Origin of the sequence: Halobacillus massiliensis (genome assembly GCF_900166625.1) — a bacterium.
Classification (GTDB): Bacteria; Bacillota; Bacilli; order Bacillales; family Halobacillaceae; genus Halobacillus_A; species Halobacillus_A massiliensis.
The window spans coordinates 3305650-3327093 of record NZ_LT800499.1 but is presented as its reverse complement, the minus strand read 5'-3'; the positions used below and the strand labels follow the sequence as shown (position 1 = coordinate 3327093).

The window sequence follows — 21444 nt, the reverse complement described above, 5'->3', positions numbered from 1 at the left end:
TATGAGAGTCGCATTTTTTACCTTAATCCTTTAATATGGTAAATCGCTAATGAAAGAAAGATTATTGGGAGGAGTTTGGATTATGGCACTAGCTGTTATAGTGTCAGTTCTTGTACTGACCGTTTTAAGTTTATTACGTATTAATGTCATTATTGCTATTATAGCGGCTGGTTTAACGGCCGGAGTGATGAATGGAGAATCGCTTATAAATTCTTTGCAGCTGATCATCGATGGTATGGGAGAGCAAGCCAGTGTCGCGTTAAGTTATATTCTGCTCGGTGCATTTGCAGTGGCTATTACTTATTCAGGTATTACCAGCCTTTTAGTAGGCCGGCTGCTGCGTGTTTTTAAAGATAAGCGCACGTTTACATTATTAATTATCGCTGCAATTGCCAGTCTGTCCCAGAACGTAGTTCCTGTTCACATTGCCTTTATCCCGATATTAATCCCGCCATTACTCTATCTGTTTGATCGGATGAAATTGGATAGAAGAGCTGTGGCAACAGCTTTAACGTTCGGCTTAAAGGCGCCTTACGTTATGATTCCTGCCGGATTCGGTTTGATTTTTCACCAAACGATCCAAGAATCAATGAAAGCCAATGGGGTTTCTCTTGGAATTGGAGATATTGCCCTATCCCTTCTCATTCCAGGATCAGGTATGATTGTGGGCTTGCTGATTGCTGTATTTATCACGTATAGAAAAGAAAAAGACCCGAAAGAAACGATTGCTTCCCATAAAATAGACATAAAAGCAGAGGCCGAAAATCTCCAGTCCATTACATTTACTAAAAAGCATGCATTTACCATTCTTGCTATTCTCGTTACTTTATTTATTCAGGCCTATTATGAAGAATTAGTGCTTGCCGCTCTTGCAGGTCTCGTGATCATGTTTGCCTTTAAAATTGTACCCTTTAAACAAGGAGATAAAGTTGTAAGCGACGGAATCGCCATGATGGGAACGATTGCTTTCGTCATGCTGATTGCCAGCGGATATGCAAACGTGCTGACAGCTACAGATTCCGTTACTTCCTTAGTGGATTTAAGCTCACAGTATCTTGGAGATAATCAACTGCTGATTGCTTTTGTTCTGCTGCTTGTCGGGTTAGTCGTTACGATGGGAATTGGTTCATCTTTTGCAACCATTCCAATTATCGCAGCTTTATTTGTTCCCATTTGTGCCGGAGCGGGCTTCTCTCCTCTTGCAACAGCGGCATTGATCGGAACTGCGGGTGCCCTTGGTGATGCAGGTTCTCCTGCTTCTGATAGTACACTCGGACCGACTTCTGGACTTAATGCGGATGGAAGACACAATCATATTTGGGATACATGTGTTCCGACCTTTATCCACTTTAATATCCCATTGTTTATTTTCGGATGGGTGGCCGCTCTTATTTTATAGTTCTTCAGACGGATGGGTAATTTTCCCGTTCGTCATTTTTAATAGTAAGAATTCAACCCACGCATACTAAACAAAAAGTGGGTGACCTTTATGAAAAAATTAATAGCCCTTATCCTTGTCACAGCAATTCTTGCCTCACCAACAGCTGTATATGCGGAAGGATGGGGATTTTCAAAAAATAAAAATGGAAAACTTCCGGAAGTAGGGCGCTATGGTCCTATGGTGGAAGAATATGATGGTTTTTATGCAGACAAATCTGGCGATAAAATGGTGTATTTCACGTTTGACAATGGATATGAACAGGGATATACCGGAAAAGTACTTGATGTTTTAAAAGAACAACAGGTGCCTGCCACCTTTTTTGTAACCGGGCATTATATTAACAGTGCTCCTGAACTGGTTAAACGAATGAATGAAGAAGGACATTTAATTGGGAACCATTCGTGGTCACACCCGGATTTCACGAAAATTTCAAAAGCAGAAATGAAAAAAGAATTGGATCAAGTGAATGAATCAGTTCAAAAGCTGACAGATCAGGAAGCGATGACCTTTGTGCGTCCACCAAGAGGAACTTTTAATTCACAGTCTTTAAAATGGGCCCAGGAATTTGGTTACACACATGCTTTTTGGTCAATAGCCTTTAAGGACTGGGAGACAGATAATCAAAAGGGCTGGGAATATGCCTACAATAACGTTTTAGAGCAAATCCATCCAGGAGCCGTGATTTTAATGCATACCGTTTCAGAGGATAATGCAGAAGCTCTGGAACAGATGATCGTAGAACTGCGCAAGCGAGGGTATCAATTTGGAAGCCTTAATGATTTAATGGCGAAAGAGCTGCTTCCTTATCCAATTTTTCGCCTTTAAGTTTTATTAAATAAAGATCTGGCTATTGTATGAATAGCTAGGTCTTTTTTCATTGTCATTTTTATAATAAAAGAGGTGAACTTCTATGTGGAAAGAAGAAATTGAATCTGTCCCGGAATATGATTTTGATTACACACTGCTCAGATGGTCACTCGATCCGCTGATTCAATTGGATCGGGACGAACGCTGGGTAGATGTACCTGTTAAACTCGACGATGAATTCCATATTGTAAGAGTTCGAGCACTAGGCACCACATCGCAGCCGCTTTTTGAACTAAGCAGTTCGAGTATTCACGATAAAGAAACACTGATTGATCATGTTTTTGAACTGTTCCAATGGGGGAGTGATTTAAACAGGGTCCACCAGCATTTTCAAAAAACGAATCTCGCCGCTCTCTTTCAAAACCATTATGGAACACCAATTGTAAAAGATTTTCATTTGTATGATTGTTTAATGAAAGTAATTATACATCAGCAGTTAAATATGAGTTTTGCCTATACATTAAGCACAAGATTTGTTAAAATTTTCGGAACAGAAAGAAAAGGAGTCTGGTTTTATCCTTCTCCTGAACAAACAGCGGCCCTAGAATATGATCAGCTGCGCGAACTACAGTTCAGCCAGAGAAAAGCAGAGTACGTCATCGACACGTCGAAGTTGATCGCTTCAGGAGAGATTGATCTGGATAAGCTGGCTCTGGAATCAAATGACAGTGTCAGTGATACGCTTGTCAAAGTGCGGGGCATCGGGCCATGGACGGCTGAAAACTGGCTGATGTTTGGAGTTGGCCGGGAAAATTTATTTCCAAAAGCCGACATAGGAATACAAAATGCCTTAAAAAGTTATTTTAATATGGAAAAAAAGCCCGACTACGAAGAAATGGAGAGCTTGAGCAAAGATTGGGCCCCATTTAAAAGCTATGCGTCCCTTACATTGTGGCGAAGCATTGAAGGCGTTTAATTTGTAGGGCTATCTTCCGTAATCTTAGCATTTTCATTCTACAATTATTTTAGTCGGATAATACTAATATCATATTCAAAATTTAGCATTTATGGTTTATAATTAAAACCGTGTTGGAAAATATTGAGTAATAAAGGAAAGAGGTCATACTATTGGTGATAAAAGAGAAGTATTCAGATCACGTTAATAGCGATGAAATGCTTTACATCCTAGGTGTGAGCGGAACTCCTGCATGCCTTCTAGATGTACATCACCAGACCGTTACGCTTAATAACGAACTGAAAAATGAACTTCTACTCGATGAATCAAACCTTCACATGTCACGATGGCTCTCCTTGTTTGAAATGCTTGATCGCGGAGAAATTTACAGGACGATCCATCAAAATTCCAAATGGAATGAGAAAGAAATGAGTGTTTCTGTAAAAACAACCCATACTTCGAAGCGTTATTATTGTAAAATGCTTCACCTTTCAAATAATAATATAGCCTTTATTTTTTCCTCACAATTTAATAAACCCTACCTGCCTGTTTTTAAGCAGAAATCAGACTGTGATCATATAAACCCGTTACCTCGTGGGTCGGTTTTGCATAAAACGGAAATGTTTGCAACACAGCCTAAAACAACTCGAACCTCCCAGGTGAAAGAAAGGCTTGTACAATCCTCAGATTACTTTCCTCATGGGATAGCCATGCTGAATCGAAATTGGGAAATCATTTATGCGAATAATGCAATGGAAAAAATGGTTAATTTAAAACTTAGTCAGTATTATCGCAAAAAAATATGGGACCTTTTCCCTATTGATGACTATTATGATTTTTTCCAACACTATTTAAGAGCAATGGAAACCCAGGAAATTGTAAATTTCATAGGTGAATTATTTAAGCCCCACCTTTTACTTGGAGTTACCGTCGTTCCAAGTGACCAGGGGATTACAATTATAGCTCAGGATGTGACGAGCTCAACTCAGCAGCTGCGTGACCTGGAACAGGTGAGAGACCGTTTCACCCTTCTATCAGAAAATATAAAAGAAGCTTGCTGGATCTGCTATCCACAGGAAAACAAACTAATTTACCTCAGTCCTGCATTTAACGAAATATATGGTTTAGATAAAGCAGAAGTGTTAAAAGAACCCGGATTGATATTTAGCTTGATAGATGATGAATTTCTTCCTGAAGTTCAGGAAGCAGGCAAGCTGATGACAGAGCAGAAATATGAAGTGGAGTATTCTATTACTACCCCTGCGGGTGAAAAGAAATGGGTGCGTATGCGGGGCTTTCCAGTGAAAGAGAACGGACAGACGTTTGTCATTGGAATGGACGAAGATATTACGAAATTTAAAGAAATGACGGAGCTTCAGGAGAAATCCCAACAGCTGTCAACCATTACACAAATGGCAGCAGGCGTTGCGCATGAGATTAAAAACCCGCTGACTGCTATTAAAGGTTTTCTTCAAATCGGTGCCGCAAATCCTGATTTAAGGGATAGTTACCATGATATCATTTTGGACGAAGTAAACCGGATTGAATCGATCGTTCAGGACTTTATGATGTTATCGAAGCCCAAATCCTCTGTGCAGCTTGAGACGGTCGATTTGGAATCCATTATCACTTATGTAAGTCGTCTTCTTGATCCTGATTCCTCCAATAAAGGTATTAAACTGTTTCATACATGTGATCCGGAATTAGATGCTTTTTACAGTGAGCCAAAGCGTCTTAAACAGATTTTGATTAACCTGTTAAGTAATGCTATAGATTCTCTTGGCGAAAAAGGGGAAGTACAATTAGAAGCCCTTTTAAGAGCCAATGAACTCGTTCTCTGTATTGTAGATAATGGACATGGTCTGACGGATTATGAACTTTCCAAGCTGGGAGAACCTTTTTATACAACGAAAGAAAAAGGCACCGGCTTAGGCATTATGGTGACCAAGAAAATGATTGATGATCTTGATGGAAAAATTATATACGAAAGCACAGTCGGTAAAGGTACAAAAGTTACTGTCCGGCTTCCTTATAAAACCGAAGGCTGAAGCATAAGAGTCTTCGGTTTTTAGTGTTTATTCAGGCATAATTTTTGCAATTCTTTTACTTCAACCGCTTACAAAAACTTAATAAAACTTTTTCCTGCCTAACGGTTTACAAGTAACAGAAAGCCTTCTATAATCCCGTAATGTGACGTATTTCGCAGCGGTAAAAAATTCCGAAGAAGGAGGCTTTCAAATGACAAAGAAATTGCTATCATTTTTACTCATAAATATAGGTGCATTAGCAGTAGCGGTCAACGTTCATTTCTTTCTATCACCCAATGACCTTGCTACCGGAGGCGTCAGTGGTTTATCCATTGTGCTCAATAAAGTATTTCCTGGTTTGACGCTCGGTACCCTTATGATTTTGCTAAACATTGTCTTATTTATTATCGGCATTATCTTCTTAGGTTTTCAGTTTGGGGCGAAAACAATTTATGCCAGCTTCGCTCTTTCGTTTATGGTGTGGGGGCTTGAAACGTTCTTCCCTATTTCACAGCCTTTGAGTAATGATATACTCATTCAGTTGATCATCGGTCAGATTATTGCTGCCTCCGGAATGGCGCTCGTTTTTCACCAGGGCGCATCAACAGGCGGTACAGATATCATTGCGATGATTTTAAATAAATATTTTTCCATTGATGTTGGAAAAGGTGTATTGTTCTCTGATATTGCTATTGCTTTATCTTCTGCGTTTCTATTTGGGCCTGCTATTGGTATGTATGCCTTCTTCGGAGTAATTTTAAATGGGCTTGTTATTGACTATGCTCTGCAGCAGTTCGATGACAATAAAGAGATTGTCATTATCAGCCGCAGGAGCGATGAAGTTCGTGAGTTTATCGTTAAACATTTGGGAAGAGGTGCTACCATTCACCACGCCCGGGGCGCCTTTAACAAAGAGGATAAAGAAGTTATTACCTCTATTATGAATCGAAAAGATTATACGAAATTAAAAAAATATATGTTGGCAATCGATGAAAGTGCGTTTATTACTGTTCATTCCATGAATGAAATTTTGGGACAGAACTTTAAACGATTAGCCTAGGAAAAGAGCGGCCAGTCGGCTGCTCTTTTTTTGTAGAGAACTCTAGACTTTTTCGATTCTCACGTAAAGGGGAAGAGAGTGTCGGTGACCTTATTATAGAAAACCGTGCATGGAAATAACTCGCTTTCCATGGGCGGACGAGAAATACCTAAGACAAAAGATTTTTTGGGATTATTCCCTAAGTCTCGCCATTTCTCTTGTTTCACAGAAAGCAGACTGTTCCGTTTATCGAGTACGGAGAAAAGCGGCTGGCAAATAGCTCGCTTTCCGCGGGGAGCCGGTGAGCTAGCTCGTTACAATCGCGGATCTCACCGTGGCTCTATCTCCCTGCAGGAGTCTCGCCATTTCCCAGCCGCTAACCTGTTTAATAGTTGAAACGGAACACTAAAATCCAGTGTAAAAGAACTTTAAGCTCGCTTTCGTCAAAATTCCGTTACTCTTAATACCATACAGGGACGGGGGAAACGGCGAGACTCCTATGGGAGGATAGAACAGGGTGAGATCCCGGAAGGCTTTAGCCTGAGGAAGCTCAGCGTTCGCCCATGGAAAGCTAGTCTTTCCCCAGGCCCGGTCCTCTTTATTCAGGCAAACGGAATAGGATTTTTTTGAGAATATAGAAGTCTATATAGGGTACAGAAGTACAAGCTAACTCACCGGCTCCTGGTTGAAAGCGAGTGATTTCCGAACCTCTTTCTCTGTTCAGTGGAAAAATTGAGCAGGAATATTTCTTATTTTGTAATAGTCAATTTCTCATAATTTTGAATTTTTGATATAATACCATTGTGTCTATCTATGAAATTTCTTAAGGAGGAAAAGAAAATGAATCGCGAAGAACTTATAGCTCCAGAAAACTATAATCTGGTTCAGGAATTTGAAAAACATGCCAGCGATCCTGGGAAACAAGCCATCCTGTGGGAAAATGAGCAAGGAGAAAAAGATGAAATTACATATAAAGATTTAATAAATAACGCCAATAGAATTGGTAATGCTTTTTTAAATGCCGGATTAAAAAAAGGCGATAAAGTTTTGGTGATGATTCCAAGGCTGATTCCTGCATACGAAGTCTATATCGCAGCTTTAAAAACTGGCCTTATAGTGATCCCAAGTTCAGAAATGCTGAGACCTAAAGACATCTCTTACAGACTCTCTCATGGAGAAGCAAATGCTGTAGTTTCATATGCACCTTTTACCACTCAATTCAATAATGTCCCTGAGATGAGAAATGTAACCGCTTTCTCTGTTGGAGGCCAGGAAGAGGGATGGCTGAGCCTGGATGACCTGAAAAAAGACCAATCAAACGAATTAGCGACAGCTGATACATTAAAGAGTGATATGGCGTTTTTATCGTATACCTCGGGTACGACAGGCAATCCGAAAGGAGTCGTACATACTCACGGCTGGGGATTTGCTCATTTAAAAACAGCTGCTTACGAGTGGCTGGCCATTAAAGAAGGAGATACTGTATGGGCAACCGCGGGGCCGGGCTGGCAAAAATGGGTATGGAGTCCGTTTTTGTCCGTTCTAGGCACTGGAGCCACTGGATTAGTTTATAACGGGAAATTCAATCCCAAAACGTATTTAAATCTTTTGGATGAATACAAGGTGAATGTCTTATGCTGTACACCTACAGAATATCGGCTGATGGCAAAAGTTGATAACCTTACAGATTACAGACTGGAATCTCTGCACAGCGCAGTATCAGCAGGTGAACCATTAAATAGAGAAGTGATTGAGACTTTCCAGAAACAATTTAATGTGACGGTAAGGGATGGTTATGGACAGACGGAGAACACCTTGCTTGTCGGCATTATGAAGGATATGGAGGTTCGTCCGGGATCGATGGGGCGTCCGACACCTGGAAATACGGTTGAAATTATTGATGATGAAGGGCAACCTGTAGAACCAGGCAATGTAGGAGATATTGCGGTACATTTAGATACACCGGCTTTATTTAGAGAATATTACAAAGACCCTGAGCGTACAAAGATGGCTCAGCGGGGCGATTATTATATTACAGGAGATCAGGCATCTAAGGATGAAGACGGTTATTTCTGGTTTGAGGGCCGAAGTGATGACATTATTATCAGCTCAGGTTATACGATCGGACCTTTTGAAGTAGAAGATGCCCTTGTGAAGCATTCAGCAGTCCAGGAATGTGCAGTTGTAGCAAGCCCAGATGAAGTAAGGGGGAATGTTGTGAAGGCTTTTGTTGTACTGCAGCAAGGTGTAACAGGAGATGAAAAATTAATTGAAATCCTTCAAAACCATGTAAAGGAATTAACGGCACCTTACAAGTACCCAAGAAAAATTGAATTTATTGAAGGCCTTCCGAAAACAACTTCTGGAAAAATCCGGCGAGTGGAGTTAAGAAAACAGGAACAACGCCAGCTGTGAAACGAACGGGTTACGTAAGAGCAGCAGAAGCAAGTGATACAGAAGGATTAGCCCAGCTGATGACTTTTTTAGGCTATCCGGTGTCTGCACAGGAGATGGAACAACGCTTGCCGGGTCTGCTAAATGACCCGATTTATCAAACGTATGTATATGAAGAGGATGGACATTTGGCAGGTATGATCGGGATGATGTATAGTCTTGCTTATCATACAGACGATTCTCATATCCGCATTATTGCCTTTGTTGTAGATTCTGCCTATCGGGGACAAGGAATTGGCAGAGCGCTTATGAATAAAGCTGAAAAGTGGGGACAAAAAAAGAAAGCCACTCGACTTACGCTTAACAGCGGGAATCGGGGAGATCGTCAGCAGGCTCATTCTGTTTATCACCATTTAGGATTTGAAGGAAAAGCCACTGGTTTCTATAAGCAACTATAAACAGAAGCTCCAAAGACCTTACTAGGTTTTTGGAGCTTTTACATTTTAAGGATTTTTTTCTGAAACGAAGAGAGGGGGAGGATCGTATAAATAGAAGGTAAGTGATAGCAATCAGGGGTGAAAGTATGAAAAAAACAGTTGGAATCGGTCTTATATGTATCGTTATGATGGGCGCAGGTCTCTTCTACATAAAATTTAATTACTTTTATAATCCGCTTTCTTTTGAAAAAGATAGTGTAACACCTCATAACTGGAGTGCATACGAAAGGCCAATAACGATTAAGCTATATACGACAGAAGATAAGCGTGAAATAAAAACCATTCAAAGTGAAGACGAAATTAGAGAGGTGATTGATGAGTTAAAATCCAGTCCACCTGAAGAGGAAGCAAGTGATGTTAGTGATGTGACTGGCGGCTTAACGCTTACAACAGAGAATCGGACTCTATTAGAAGTTTTATTTTATACGGACCACTGGAGGGTCTTAAAAAACGAGGGACCTGCCTTTCAGATCACAGATTCACTTAAACGTGCAGTTAATGAATTGTGGTAAAAAAGGTTATAATTTCTGTCCTATAGAGATTCTGCTATACTGTAGGGGTACATTCTAGATGGAGTGATGCAGATATGAGCAAGTTTTTTACACATATATTTAATAGTGCTGTCGGTCTTCTTCTCTTCGTTGAAGGCGGTGTCTATATTTTTACGAATAATAAAGACGGGGATTTTCATTTAAGAAGTATCGTTATGACACTCCTGCTGTTAATGGCCTGGGGGATGTCCTATCGTAAGCAGCTCACAAGCGAAAACCCAAGTGCATGGCTGATTTTTACCATGATCATTATGATTCCGATGATCCTGCCGTTTTTATTCTTTATTTAAAGCAGCCAGCGGATCAATCCGGTAATAGCGAGGATAAGAGCGAAAGTCATATATAAACCACCAAGCAGTTGATGCTTTAATTCCTCATCACTAATCTCTACAGCCCCGGAAAATGTTAAGAAACCGATGAGGAGAAAATAAAGGCTAAGGTATGTACTTGTCCATGGAGGATTGGAAAAGAGCAGCCATAGACCAGCAGGAACAGCCGTAAATAAAGGGACATACAATGGATTGAACTTTGATGAAAGTTTTTTTAACATGGTCATACTCCTTTTAAAGAGGATTGCACAGAAACGCAGGCTTCTATTTTTTTCAGGTCAATACTGCGACGGCTGGATATCGATTAAGGTTTAAATTTACCCGAAAAATAAGGAAGAGAAGATAAAAAAGGACTTTCCCACGGAAAGTTCTTTTTTATTTGGGAATATAGTTCAGGCTTGGAATGATTTCAAAATCCTGGCTCTCTTTAAGAAATTGAGTTAACAGGTGAACATGATCTCCACCGATTAATACAAGAATACGGTCATCTGGCTCAGCCGCGCGGGCAATGTTAGCAGCTATCGCCAGGTCGCGTTCATGCCATTGCTTTAGCCATTTAACACCTACTTGATGCTGCCGGTCGCCGACACGCGTCAGCTTCATGTAAATACGCTGCAATTCTTTAATATAAGCAGGTTCATTAATTGATCGAAGTGTTGTAAGGAAATTATCAGTATTTTCCCGTTCCTTCAAATGGTGCTGTACCTCCATAATTTCCTGGAAAAGAGCAGGCTGGTGCTCTTTTGCCCATTCAAACACCTGATTGAGGGCAGGTGTCGACATGTCCACTACTTCGTCTACCGGATAAAGAACATTGTGTTCAAAATGTTGAGCTAAAGGAAAGGCGATTTGTTCTACCTCGTCATATGCGGGAATTAAACCACCCGAGCAGTACTCCTCATATTTACGCTGCAGCTCTCCTTCAATAAGAAAAGGTTTTTCCACCGCTATTTTAGTCGGCTGGAATTCTTTTAAGGATTCAACAAGGGAATGGATGGACTCTTGCTGGTGATTCACAATATCAGGTTCTATAGCAAAATGGGAGGTACCCAGGATAAGAACTTCTGGTTTCATCACTCTATTTCCTCCTATTACTGAAAATGGGGTATAACTTCTTTGCCAATTTCTGTGATAACTTCTTCTACTGACCGTGTACTTTGAGAAAGACCAAACATGATATGGTTGACACCGATCAGCCTGTATTTTTCTATAAGTTTAATTAAACCTAATCGGCCGGTACGATATCCTGCCGGAATTTTTTCAACAGGGGCGTGCCGGTCTTCTAACAGGTCAATTGGCAAAGGCATAATGAATGGCATAAATACTTCTCCGTGATATTCTCTTACTTTTTCTCGATAAAGGTCAATGATTTCTTTCTGCTTTTCAGGACGCTGAGGGTAAAACATCCAGCCGTCGCCGTTTTTGGCGACCCAGTCGATCGTCTGCTGGCAGTAGCCGGTCATCAGCATCGGAATTTTGTGAACAGGTTTAGGAACGAGGTTGGCTTTCTCCATTTTGCCAAACCTTGATTCATAATGAGGGAATTCTTCATAAAGAGCATGATTTAAATCCTCGTAAACTTCTCTGAATCGTTCACCGCGTTCCATAATCGGAATTCCTAATCCTTCAAAATCTTTCCGGCGATCCCCTGAGGAGACACCAAGCAGAAAACGACCTGGAAAAAGACGATCAAGACTTGCAGCCTCTTTGGCGATTCGCAGCGGGTGTCTTAACGGGAGGACAGTGGCTGCGGTGCCGATAGAAATGGCAGAAGTGTGTGATGCAAGGTAAGCAGCGTATATAAAACTGTCATAGATTTGGCCTGTTGCCGGATCTTCAAAAGAAGGATCTTCTAGAAGAACATCCTGCAGCCAGAGGAATTTAAAGTTCATGGCTTCCGCAAGCCGTGCATGCAAGACCTGATGTGTCATTACTGGAGTTTGTCTTCCGTAATTTTCCAGTGGGACTGTCAGGCCGAAACTGATTCTATCCGGCTGAAAGGCAGAGGAGTATCCTTTATGTACTGTCATTCATTATCACCTCTTGTTTTCAAGTATAGGCGAGTCTGGTATCAAACGAAAGAAATAATAACCATAAAAAAGCCCGCATTTCTCATAGGAGAAAATGCGGGCCTGCTTAAGTATAATAGCAGAGTTTTAAATAACGTATATAAGTACATATAAGAATCCGGTTAATAGTGCGGAACCACCTAAACCATAGATAAAATCAGTGGAATCATAAACAGCTTTCTCTTTCATAAATAAAACTCCTTTCTATGGAATGATCTGATACAGCTCCTAAGAAAAATATCTTAGTAAGCATTTCCCCATCGGTGATCAAGTTAAACAGGGGATACATTAAGCGAGCATTATCGACATTTTGTTACAAGTATTTCGTTTATGTAACTTTAATGTTTCAATTATGTTACAAAACCATTGTAACATAAAATGGATATAAAACAACTAGGATTTAGGTGAATTTTCAAAAAATAGGGAAGCCATGCTTAACAATAATTTAAAAAACGATGGGATACCCTGTTTCTAAAAGAAAAAAGCCGACGAGAGATGCTTTCTCATCCAGCTTTTTTAATCGGACTATTTCTCTGTTTTATTAATATCTTTAAGAATTTTTATAATTTGGTCGCGTTTATCATCAAGCAGCTGCAGACCGTAATGAGATTTGGATCCCCATGGTTTTGCCCAGACAATCTCTGCTTTACATATAAGAGAGTGCTGATTGAAAAGAGTCGTTTCGATAAGCAGCTGAATTTTCTGGTTTACAGGAAGCTTAAGGTCTGTGGCAAGAAGCATTCCATTAGGACTCATGTTTAGAATAGACCCTTTTCCCATAGTGGAGACAAGGTCAAAATCTTCTGCATCGAGAATCGTAAAGGAAGCTTCGGGAGGATGGCCGAAGGTATACCGTAAGCTTTCCTGTCTGTTATATCTCATTACTTTCACTTCCTTTCAGTCTCTATACTATTATAGTAGTGCAAAGCGTTAAAAAGGGGAAGGGTTTAACTGTATTAGCAGAATGCTGGAAATCTTTGATACAATAAAAATAGCGATTATACAAGCTGATGATAGGAGCTGACATTTCATATGAAAGAATACAAGCTTACCTGGGACCTTGACAGCATTTTCAGCGGAGGCAGCCATTCCAAAGAATTGGAAGAGTATGTGAAAGATTTGAATGAGCGGATTGAAAATCTTCAGGAGAGAGTCAGCAGATTCTCGTATCCAAAGAGTCCAGAACAGACAAAGGATCTTAAAGAAGTGATCAATCACTCACAGGATGTTGTAAAAAGACTCGGCGAATTTGGAGCATTCGCAAGCTGTCTTTCTGCACAAAATGTGGGAGACAAGCAAGCGCAAAAATGGGTGACGAGAAGAAGTGAAATGACGGCACGTTACAAAAATATTCAAACTGAAATTGATCAGAAGCTTTTAAAAACGGAAGAGAACATTTGGAAAACACTATTAAATGAGCCGAATATCAGTGAAGTAGCGTTCGTGCTTGACGAACGCCGGGAGAAGGCGAAAGAAAAGCTCTCGCTTGAGCAGGAATCTATGATCAATAACCTGGCTGTTGACGGCTATCATGGCTGGGGACAAATGTATGACGCCATTGTCGGCAGGATGAGCGTTCATTACAATGGGGAGGAAATGTCAGTGGGACAAGCCTCCAATAAGCTTAATGACGGAGATCGAGAAGTGAGAAAGGAAATGTTTGAGAAGTGGCAGGAGGCCTGGGGCTCTCAAACTGATTTGTTTACAGAAACATTGAACCATTTAGCTGGGTTTCGCCTTCAGACATATAAGCACCGGGGGTGGGAAAGCCCGTTAAAAGAGCCGCTTGACTATAATAGAATGAGTGAAAAGACTTTGCAGGCCATGTGGACGGCGATTAATAAATATAAGTCTGACTATCTGGAATTTTTTAAGGAAAAGGCAAAATGGATCGGAGTAGAGAAACTCAGCTTCTTTGATATTCACGCCCCCATTGCGAAATCAGAAGAGATGATGGACTATCAGACAGGTGCTCAATTTATCATTGATCATTTCCGGTCGTTTAGTCCAAAGCTGGCTGATTTTACAAAGCTGGCTTTTGAAAAGAGCTGGATTGAAGCAGAAGACCGGCCGGGAAAAAGGCCGGGTGGATTTTGTACGAGCTTTCCTCATAGTAAGGAAACGAGAATTTTTATGACATATTCCGGAACTCTCTCTAATGTGGCGACACTGGCTCATGAATTAGGACACGCCTATCACCAGCATGTGATGAATGATATGGCTATCTTTAATCAGGGATATGCAATGAATGTTGCTGAAACAGCTTCAACCTTTGCTGAAACCATTGTCTCTGACGCCGCCGTTAAAAGTACTTCAAATGACAAGGAACGATTCGTGCTGCTTGAGGATAAAGTACAGCGAAGTGTCTCTTTTTTCATGAATATCCACGCACGCTTCTTATTTGAAACACGTTTTTATGAAGAAAGAAAAGAGGGAGCGGTTTCAACAGAACGATTGAACGAGTTAATGATTGAAGCTCAGGATGAAGCTTACAGGGGCGCATTGGAAGAATATGATCCGACCTTCTGGGCGTCCAAGCTGCATTTTCATATTACCGGAGTACCTTTTTACAATTTTCCGTATACGTTTGGCTACCTTTTCAGTCTAGGTTTATATGCCATTGCTGTAAAAGAGGGAACAGCCTTTGAAGACAGCTACATTTCACTGCTTCAGGATACAGGGAGGATGACAGTGGAAGAGCTTGCAGATAAACATTTAGGAGCCGATCTGACGCAGACAGAATTCTGGGAAGAAGCACTGAAGCTTTGTATAAAAGACGTAGAAGAGTTTATGGAACTAAGTGAAAAACTAAGAAGTGAGGAGGGTCTATAATTGGAAGAAAGAATTCCTGAGCAAGAGATACAGAGTCGTGTAAATGAGCTGAATGGATGGAAGCTTGAAGAGGAAAAATTTATTGTGAAAAGATATCGGTTTAAGGAGTTTTTAACAGGAATTGAGTTTGTAAATAAAATTGCTGCTTACTCTGAGGACATCCAGCATCATCCGTTTATCAGCATCGATTATAAAATGGTGACGTTGAAACTGACTTCATGGAATGCAAAAGGGTTGACCTATCTCGATTTGAAATGTGCGGGTCATTATGATGAAGTGTATGAGCGATATAAATAGAAAATATAATTCTAAAGACTAAGGAGCTGCCATCATAGCAGCTCCTTAATTTTTAGAAAAACTTATTACCGCTGCTCAAGCAAGCGGACATGTTCTGGTTTAAAAATAGAAGTACCTCCAGGCATGGCCAGACATTCGACTTTTTCCTCTGTAAATGGATGGATGAAAGCAAGCTTTGCTCCATGCAGGGCTTGATGTCCACTCAAATTCTTTTTACCGCCATATAATTCATCTCCCAAAAGAGGATATCCGATATAGCTCATGTGTACTCGGATCTGGTGGGTTCGTCCGCTTTTTAATTGAAGCTTAATCAGACTGGCATTTTCAGCACTTTCATAATGAAGCAGGCTATAAGAAGTTTCGGCTTCCTGGCCGCCTTGTGACACCCTGCGTCTCACTGCATGGTGTCTGTCTTTGCCAATTGGCTCATTAATTGTCCCATGTGAAGGCTTAATTTTCCCTTCCACCCAGGCAATGTAGGTTCGCTGGATATCCCGTTTCTTTAATTGCTCGCCAAGCATGGCAATGGCTAAATCGTGTTTCGCGAATAGGACGGCGCCTGACGTATCACGGTCCAGTCTGTGAACGTATTTAGGCGAAGCTTCAAACCCGTTCATTTGAAAATAGAAAGCGACCGCATTTACTAATGTGTCCGACTGTTCCGGCTGGCTGGGGTGGGTAAACATGCCCACTGGTTTATTCACTACAAGCAGGTGATCGTCTTCGTACACGACATCGATATCAATATAGGAAGGAGTAACCTGAAGCGGCTGCGGCTCAAAAACCCTTACCCTAAGTGTTTCTCCGCTTTGTACTGTCGTCTGTTTCCAATGCTTTGAAACCCCATTAAGCGTAACCATCTTTTCCGTGCGAAACTTATGAAGAAGTTTGCGCGGCACATTCCATTCTTTTTTCATAATCCGCTCGATCGTAAAACCTTCCCATTTCATTGGAATGGTTATCTCCAGCCATTCTCCCAGCCTTCTCGTCTTCATTTGTGCTCTCTTCCTTTCCTTACGTGCGTCAATACAAGTGATTCTATTGTACAAGGATTTATCCGCAAGCGAAAGCGGTGTATAGCGATGATTTATTAAGAAATGTGTAAAATATGCTAGTTATGTCCATTCTAGCTATTGACAATGTATGAAATATGTTATACTAGGTAAGTTGAATAATTGCAATCTGAAAGAGGTGTGTGCTTCATGCAACACAGAAATGATATTCGGAATATCGCCATCATCGCACACGTAGACCACGGAAAAACAACGTTAGTTGACCAGATGCTTCACTATTCTGGAACATTCCGTGATAACGAGCATGTGGATGAGCGGGCTATGGATTCTAATGATTTGGAAAAAGAACGCGGTATTACAATTTTAGCGAAAAATACTGCGATCAATTATAACGATGCGCGGATTAACATTTTGGATACACCGGGACACGCCGACTTTGGCGGCGAGGTAGAACGTATCCTTAAAATGGTAGACGGAGTACTCTTAGTTGTTGATGCATATGAAGGATGTATGCCGCAGACTCGTTTTGTTCTGAAAAAAGCATTAGAACAGAAACTGACGCCTGTTGTAGTTTTAAACAAGATTGACCGCCCGAATGCCCGTCCTGAGGAAGTAGTGGATGAGGTTCTTGACTTATTTATCGAACTTGGTGCGGATGACGAGCAGCTTGATTTCCCGGTTGTTTACGCTTCTGCCTTAAATGGTACTTCTGGCGACGAGCCAGAGGATCAGGAAAAAACGATGGATCCGATCTTTAAGCTGATCATGAACAATATTCCTGCCCCTGAAGATACGAAGGAAGAGCCTTTACAATTTCAGGTGACACTGCTGGATTACAATGACTACCTTGGACGTATTGGGGTAGGTCGTGTATTCCGTGGAAGTATTAAAGTAGGACAGCAGGTTTCTCTTATGAAGAAAGACGGCTCTGTGAAAAACTTCCGTGTTTCTAAGCTGTTTGGTTTTATCGGTCTTAAGCGGATTGAGATTCAAGAAGCTCAATCCGGCGATATCATTGCCCTGGCTGGAATGGAAGATATTAACGTTGGTGAAACTGTATGTCCTCCAGACAATCAGGAAGCGATGGAAATCCCGCGTATTGATGAGCCTACTCTTCAAATGACGTTCCTTGTTAATAATAGTCCGTTTGCCGGCCGTGAAGGTAAATATGTTACGTCACGTCAAATTGAAGAGCGTCTTTTAACACAGCTTGAGACAGACGTAAGTCTTCGAGTGGATCCAACAGATTCACCGGATGCCTTTACTGTTTCAGGACGTGGCGAACTTCACCTATCTATTCTTGTAGAGAATATGCGCCGTGAAGGATTTGAGCTTCAGCTTTCCAAGCCGAAAGTTATTCTTAAAGAAATCGATGGTGTAACTTGTGAGCCGGTAGAGCGCGTTCAAATCGACACACCTGAAGAATATCAGGGAGCTGTTATGGAATCAATCGGTATCCGTAAAGGCGAGATGCAGGATATGGTTAACGACGGAAACGGTCAAGTGCGTCTTGAATTCCTCGTGCCATCTCGTGGTCTAATTGGCTACTCTACTGAATTTATGACACAGACACGTGGTTATGGAATTTTAAACCACACATTTGACGGATACGCTCCCCTTGCTCAAGGACAGGTGGGCGGCCGCCGCCAGGGAGTACTTGTTTCCCTTGATAAAGGAAAAGCATCCACTTACGGAATTATGAACCTGGAGGACAGGGGAACAATTTTCGTGGAGCCTGGTACAGAAGTGTATGAAGGAATGATTGTTGGCGAGCACAACCGTGATAACGACTTAACTGTTAATATTACGAAAGAGAAGCACTTAACTAACGTGCGCTCTGCCACTAAAGATAATACAAGTACCATTAAGAAAACCCGCAAGATGACGCTTGAAGAAGCGATCGAATATCTTGATGATGATGAGTACTGCGAAGTAACACCAGAAAGTGTTCGTCTTCGTAAAAAATATCTAAATAAAAATGAACGTGAGAAAGCAGCGAAGAAGAAAAAGTTACAAAACGCTGAGCTTTAATAAAAAAACGAGCCGATGATCGGCTCGTTTTTTTATTTGAAGAGATAGAAATATTGAGTGCTGTTATTTCCCTTCGTTTATCTTAACTTTTAATAAGGAAAAGGCGGTTCCGTTATCTGTAGTAAGAGAAAAGCGGCTGGGAAATGACTCGCTTTCCGCGGGGAGCTGGTGAGCTAGCTCGTTGCACTCGCGGATCTCACCTTAGCTCTATCTCCCTGCAGGAGTCTCGCCATTTCCCAGCCTCTTTACTGTTGATGGTATAAACGGAACGCTGTAGTTTCAGTAACCGCTCTAAAGGAAATAGTCTTCTCTTACTCAATGTTCCGTTACTCTAAAAAACATAAAGGGACAGGGGAAACGGCGAGACTCCTATGGGAGGATAGAACAGGGGGAGATCCCGGAGGGCAAAGCCCGAGGAAGCTCACCGTTCGCCCATGGAAAGCGAGTCGTTTCCCCAGGCCCGCCCCTCTTTATCACGGTAAACGGAACAAGGGAAATTCCTTCAACTTTCTATCAGATTTGTCCTCGCTATTCCAATGTTTCTTTACTTTAATAAACATAAAGTGCCGGGGGAAAGCGAGCTATTTCCCTCGGCACGTTTTTTTATATCACGGTAAACGGAACTCTCTTTCTTGTTTAAGTGAGAATTAAAGAAGCATCATGGAGAGCATCCGATCAGGGTTATTTTATAATTACAGGTATTTCCTTATGTCCATGAATCTCTTCATCAGGCTTCTCGTAATGGATATTCACTGTATAGTCTCCAGCAGACGGAAACTCGTACTGTGCGGAATACTTTCCACTTTCCTGTTCCTGCGCTTCGATAAATTCATTTTTATCTAATTGGTCTGAAATGATTTCGAAAGTTACTTCCGCATCATTAAAAGCTTCATTTTTTCTTTCAATTAGAGCTGATAACTCAGAAGATTCTCCGCTTGTATATTCCTCAGATTCCAAAGCAGCACTGTATTCCCCTTCACCATGGTCATGGTTCTGATCTTCATTATCATGGGAATGAGCAGCAGCTTCATCATCACTGCCTGCTTGTACTTCAACTTGAGGCATTGTATGAATATTTCGAGCCTGAGTGTGTGCAATTACTTGATAGTTACCGGGTTTCTCAAAGGAATAGGAGATTTCATAAACCCCATTTCCCGTATGTTCAGCCTCAATAGTTTCCGAGGAATCCTGTCCATCAGCATCATTCCATATTTCAAACTTCACGTAATCGGCATCCTCGATGACTGTGTCATTGGAGGTGACAACAGCTTGTACTGCTGCTTCTTCTCCAACGGGTAACGGCTCTTCTTCAAACTTAACCTCGACTTCCGGATTAAAAAGTTCGTCTTCCGCAATCGTCTCATTCTTTTCTTCATTTTCAGTCGTGCCGCAAGCGGATAATACTATGGATATGATCAGTAAAAAAATAACTTTTCGCATATACAAAAGCTCCTTTAAATAGTTCAACTATATCAATAGATTACCATGAAAAGGGAGTTTTATCCTATGGTCGATTTTATGAACTTAAAAAAAGCCGGCCATTTAGGCCAGCTCGTTATAATTAAACGTGTAGAATCTTTCGAAAGTAACCCACTGCATTGCTTCAGGGTCATTATTTTTTATGCCTTCATCCAGCATTTCCAGCATGCGAGCGGTCTGCGATATATGCGCCCTCATCGTGTTAAGCTTTTCTTCTTGGACATGACGTATATCGTGTATCACATCGGGTTCTCCAAGATCCTCTTCTGTATTATTGGCGAAAGCGACAGCGTGGAATTTCGGACGTTGAGGCGGGTCAATTTCTTTTAATGCTGCCACAACGGCTCTGGCTGTTGCTTCATGATCAGGATGAACCGCATAGCCTGGATAAAAGCTAATAATTAAGGATGGATTTAATTCACTGATTAAGTCAGCAACAAGTTGTTTCATTTTATTATCGTCTTCGAATTCGAGAGTTTTGTCACGAAGGCCCATCATTCGTAAATCTTCAAGCCCCATCGCTTCAGCCGCTTTCAGAAGTTCTTTGCGCCTGATTTCAGGCAGGCTTTCACGAGTGGCAAAAGGTGGCATGCCAAGATTTCTGCCCATTTCACCGAGGGTTAGGCAGGCATATGTCACTGGTGTTCCTGCTTTTATATATGAAGTGATCGTTCCAGACACCCCGAAGGCTTCATCATCCGGATGCGGAAAAATAACGAGCACGCGATCTTCTTGTTCAATCATTTGTAATTCCTCCTTGACCGATCGATCTTATCTTTCATTATCCCGTATATTTCTTTCTATGAAAAGTCATTTGATTATGTTTCCAAGGGTTAGAGGTTTATTGGGAGAATTTTTCAGGAACATATAGTAAAGGGCAGGGCCAAAGGTAGCAGCCTGTACATTTAGCATAATAAGAGAGGGGTAAGATAATGGAGAAACGAGTAGATTACTTAGTCTCCTGGCTTCAGGATAAAATAGAGAACGCAGGAGCGGATGGAGCACTGGTAGGAATAAGCGGAGGGATAGATTCCGCAGTTGTCGCTTACTTAATTAAAAAGGCGTTTCCCGATAATTCCATAGGAGTGCTGCTTCCGATTAATAAAACCGTAGAGGAGCAGGATGATGCCCTGGCCGTTGTAGAGGGGGCCGGACTTGAATATGTCGGAATTGAATTGACCGATGGATTTCAGGCCACATATGCCGAGATTCAAAAGCAGCTTCAAGAAAAAGGAGATTGGAATGAGGAAACGGCTCAGCTGAGAAGCGCCAATCTGCAGGCGCGGATGAGAATGAGCACCCTCTATGCTGTGGCACAGAATTACAATTACTTAGTAGTCGGAACGGATAATGCAGCGGAAGACTATACGGGATATTTCACTAAATACGGTGATGGGGGAGTAGATCTGGTGCCCCTTATTAACATGAGGAAAGAAGAAGTACGGGAAATGGCGGAATACCTTGGTGTCACTGAAGATGTCATTAATAAGAAACCGAGTGCAGAACTTTGGGAAGGGCAGTCCGATGAAGAAGAAATGGGAATCACATACAATGCGATTGATGCCTTTCTAAGAGGAGAAAATATTAGTTCAGAAGACGAAGAAACCTTACAAAATCTGCACAATAAAAGTGAACACAAACGCCAAATTCCACAGGGCCCGCCTAAATTCAGCGAGGAGTGAA

20 protein-coding genes are annotated in these 21444 nt (G+C 41.3%); 13 read left to right on the top strand and 7 right to left on the bottom strand.

Annotation, left to right across the window (positions count from 1 at the left end; genetic code table 11):
• The first annotated feature begins 82 nt into the window (after positions 1-82).
• The 9 genes from B7E06_RS16595 (at position 83) to B7E06_RS16555 (ending at position 10001) form a co-directional block, all read left to right on the top strand.
• On the top strand, positions 83-1399 hold the full coding sequence (locus B7E06_RS16595; RefSeq protein ID WP_082235050.1) for a Na+/H+ antiporter family protein: 1317 nt from the start codon (positions 83-85) through the stop codon (positions 1397-1399).
• Between the two features lie 90 nt (positions 1400-1489).
• Positions 1490-2266: a delta-lactam-biosynthetic de-N-acetylase gene (gene pdaA / locus B7E06_RS16590; protein WP_082235049.1), complete on the top strand. Its 777-nt coding sequence runs from the start codon at positions 1490-1492 to the stop codon at positions 2264-2266.
• A gap of 85 nt (positions 2267-2351) precedes the next feature.
• Positions 2352-3224 (top strand): DNA-3-methyladenine glycosylase family protein, encoded by an 873-nt coding sequence (locus B7E06_RS16585; protein ID WP_082235048.1) that lies wholly within the window; start codon positions 2352-2354, stop codon positions 3222-3224.
• A gap of 155 nt (positions 3225-3379) precedes the next feature.
• Positions 3380-5251: an ATP-binding protein gene (locus tag B7E06_RS16580; RefSeq protein WP_245807820.1), complete on the top strand. Its 1872-nt coding sequence runs from the start codon at positions 3380-3382 to the stop codon at positions 5249-5251.
• A 190-nt stretch (positions 5252-5441) separates the two neighbouring features.
• On the top strand, positions 5442-6290 hold the full coding sequence (locus tag B7E06_RS16575) for a YitT family protein (protein WP_082235046.1): 849 nt from the start codon (positions 5442-5444) through the stop codon (positions 6288-6290).
• Between the two features lie 819 nt (positions 6291-7109).
• A complete protein-coding gene (gene mbcS / locus B7E06_RS16570) occupies positions 7110-8684 on the top strand; it encodes an acyl-CoA synthetase MbcS (protein WP_082235045.1) in 1575 nt (524 codons plus the stop codon).
• Complete coding sequence (locus B7E06_RS16565; RefSeq protein WP_245807760.1) at positions 8681-9121, top strand: GNAT family N-acetyltransferase; 441 nt, start codon at positions 8681-8683, stop codon at positions 9119-9121. Before mbcS ends, B7E06_RS16565 begins: the two co-directional genes overlap by 4 nt.
• 125 nt (positions 9122-9246) lie before the next feature.
• Entirely contained in the window at positions 9247-9672 is a 426-nt protein-coding gene (locus tag B7E06_RS16560) for a hypothetical protein (RefSeq protein WP_082235044.1), read from the top strand.
• A gap of 74 nt (positions 9673-9746) precedes the next feature.
• The gene (locus B7E06_RS16555) at positions 9747-10001 is read left to right on the top strand and encodes a hypothetical protein (RefSeq protein ID WP_082235043.1); all 255 of its coding nucleotides are present in this window, start codon (positions 9747-9749) and stop codon (positions 9999-10001) included.
• Here the strand turns inward: B7E06_RS16555 and B7E06_RS16550 are convergent.
• The 4 genes from B7E06_RS16550 to B7E06_RS16535 all read right to left on the bottom strand — a co-directional run bounded on the left by B7E06_RS16550 (position 9998) and on the right by B7E06_RS16535 (position 12991).
• On the bottom strand, positions 9998-10261 hold the full coding sequence (locus tag B7E06_RS16550) for a hypothetical protein (protein WP_082235042.1): 264 nt from the start codon (positions 10259-10261) through the stop codon (positions 9998-10000). The two genes, B7E06_RS16555 and B7E06_RS16550, sit on opposite strands and share 4 nt — an antisense overlap.
• 154 nt (positions 10262-10415) lie before the next feature.
• On the bottom strand, positions 10416-11114 hold the full coding sequence (locus tag B7E06_RS16545) for a DUF5694 domain-containing protein (protein ID WP_245807819.1): 699 nt from the start codon (positions 11112-11114) through the stop codon (positions 10416-10418).
• Positions 11115-11131: 17 nt separating this feature from the next.
• Complete coding sequence (locus tag B7E06_RS16540) at positions 11132-12070, bottom strand: LLM class oxidoreductase (protein ID WP_082235040.1); 939 nt, start codon at positions 12068-12070, stop codon at positions 11132-11134.
• A gap of 564 nt (positions 12071-12634) precedes the next feature.
• Positions 12635-12991 (bottom strand): PilZ domain-containing protein, encoded by a 357-nt coding sequence (locus B7E06_RS16535; RefSeq protein WP_082235039.1) that lies wholly within the window; start codon positions 12989-12991, stop codon positions 12635-12637.
• A gap of 150 nt (positions 12992-13141) precedes the next feature.
• On the opposite strand from B7E06_RS16535, the gene B7E06_RS16530 reads away from it, so the two are divergent.
• Together B7E06_RS16530 and B7E06_RS16525 are read left to right on the top strand one after the other, a co-directional pair.
• Positions 13142-14941, top strand: a complete 1800-nt coding sequence (locus tag B7E06_RS16530) for a M3 family oligoendopeptidase (protein WP_082235038.1) — start codon at positions 13142-13144, stop codon at positions 14939-14941.
• Positions 14942-15238: a 4a-hydroxytetrahydrobiopterin dehydratase gene (locus tag B7E06_RS16525; protein ID WP_082235037.1), complete on the top strand. Its 297-nt coding sequence runs from the start codon at positions 14942-14944 to the stop codon at positions 15236-15238. It begins immediately after the preceding gene.
• Between the two features lie 65 nt (positions 15239-15303).
• On the opposite strand, the gene B7E06_RS16520 is transcribed toward B7E06_RS16525, so the two are convergent.
• Positions 15304-16233 carry an RluA family pseudouridine synthase gene (locus tag B7E06_RS16520; protein ID WP_082235036.1) on the bottom strand — a complete coding sequence of 310 codons (930 nt, stop codon included), beginning with the start codon at positions 16231-16233 and terminating at the stop codon, positions 15304-15306.
• A gap of 207 nt (positions 16234-16440) precedes the next feature.
• On the opposite strand from B7E06_RS16520, the gene typA reads away from it, so the two are divergent.
• Entirely contained in the window at positions 16441-18282 is a 1842-nt protein-coding gene (gene typA / locus B7E06_RS16515; RefSeq protein WP_082235035.1) for a translational GTPase TypA, read from the top strand.
• Between the two features lie 681 nt (positions 18283-18963).
• Here the strand turns inward: typA and B7E06_RS16510 are convergent.
• Positions 18964-19722 carry a FixH family protein gene (locus tag B7E06_RS16510; RefSeq protein ID WP_082235034.1) on the bottom strand — a complete coding sequence of 253 codons (759 nt, stop codon included), beginning with the start codon at positions 19720-19722 and terminating at the stop codon, positions 18964-18966.
• A 102-nt stretch (positions 19723-19824) separates the two neighbouring features.
• On the bottom strand, positions 19825-20505 hold the full coding sequence (gene bshB2, locus B7E06_RS16505) for a bacillithiol biosynthesis deacetylase BshB2 (protein ID WP_082235033.1): 681 nt from the start codon (positions 20503-20505) through the stop codon (positions 19825-19827).
• Positions 20506-20693: 188 nt separating this feature from the next.
• Between bshB2 and nadE the strand changes: the two genes are divergently transcribed.
• Positions 20694-21443 (top strand): NAD(+) synthase, encoded by a 750-nt coding sequence (gene nadE / locus B7E06_RS16500; protein ID WP_082235032.1) that lies wholly within the window; start codon positions 20694-20696, stop codon positions 21441-21443.
• The last annotated feature ends 1 nt before the right edge of the window (position 21444 follow it).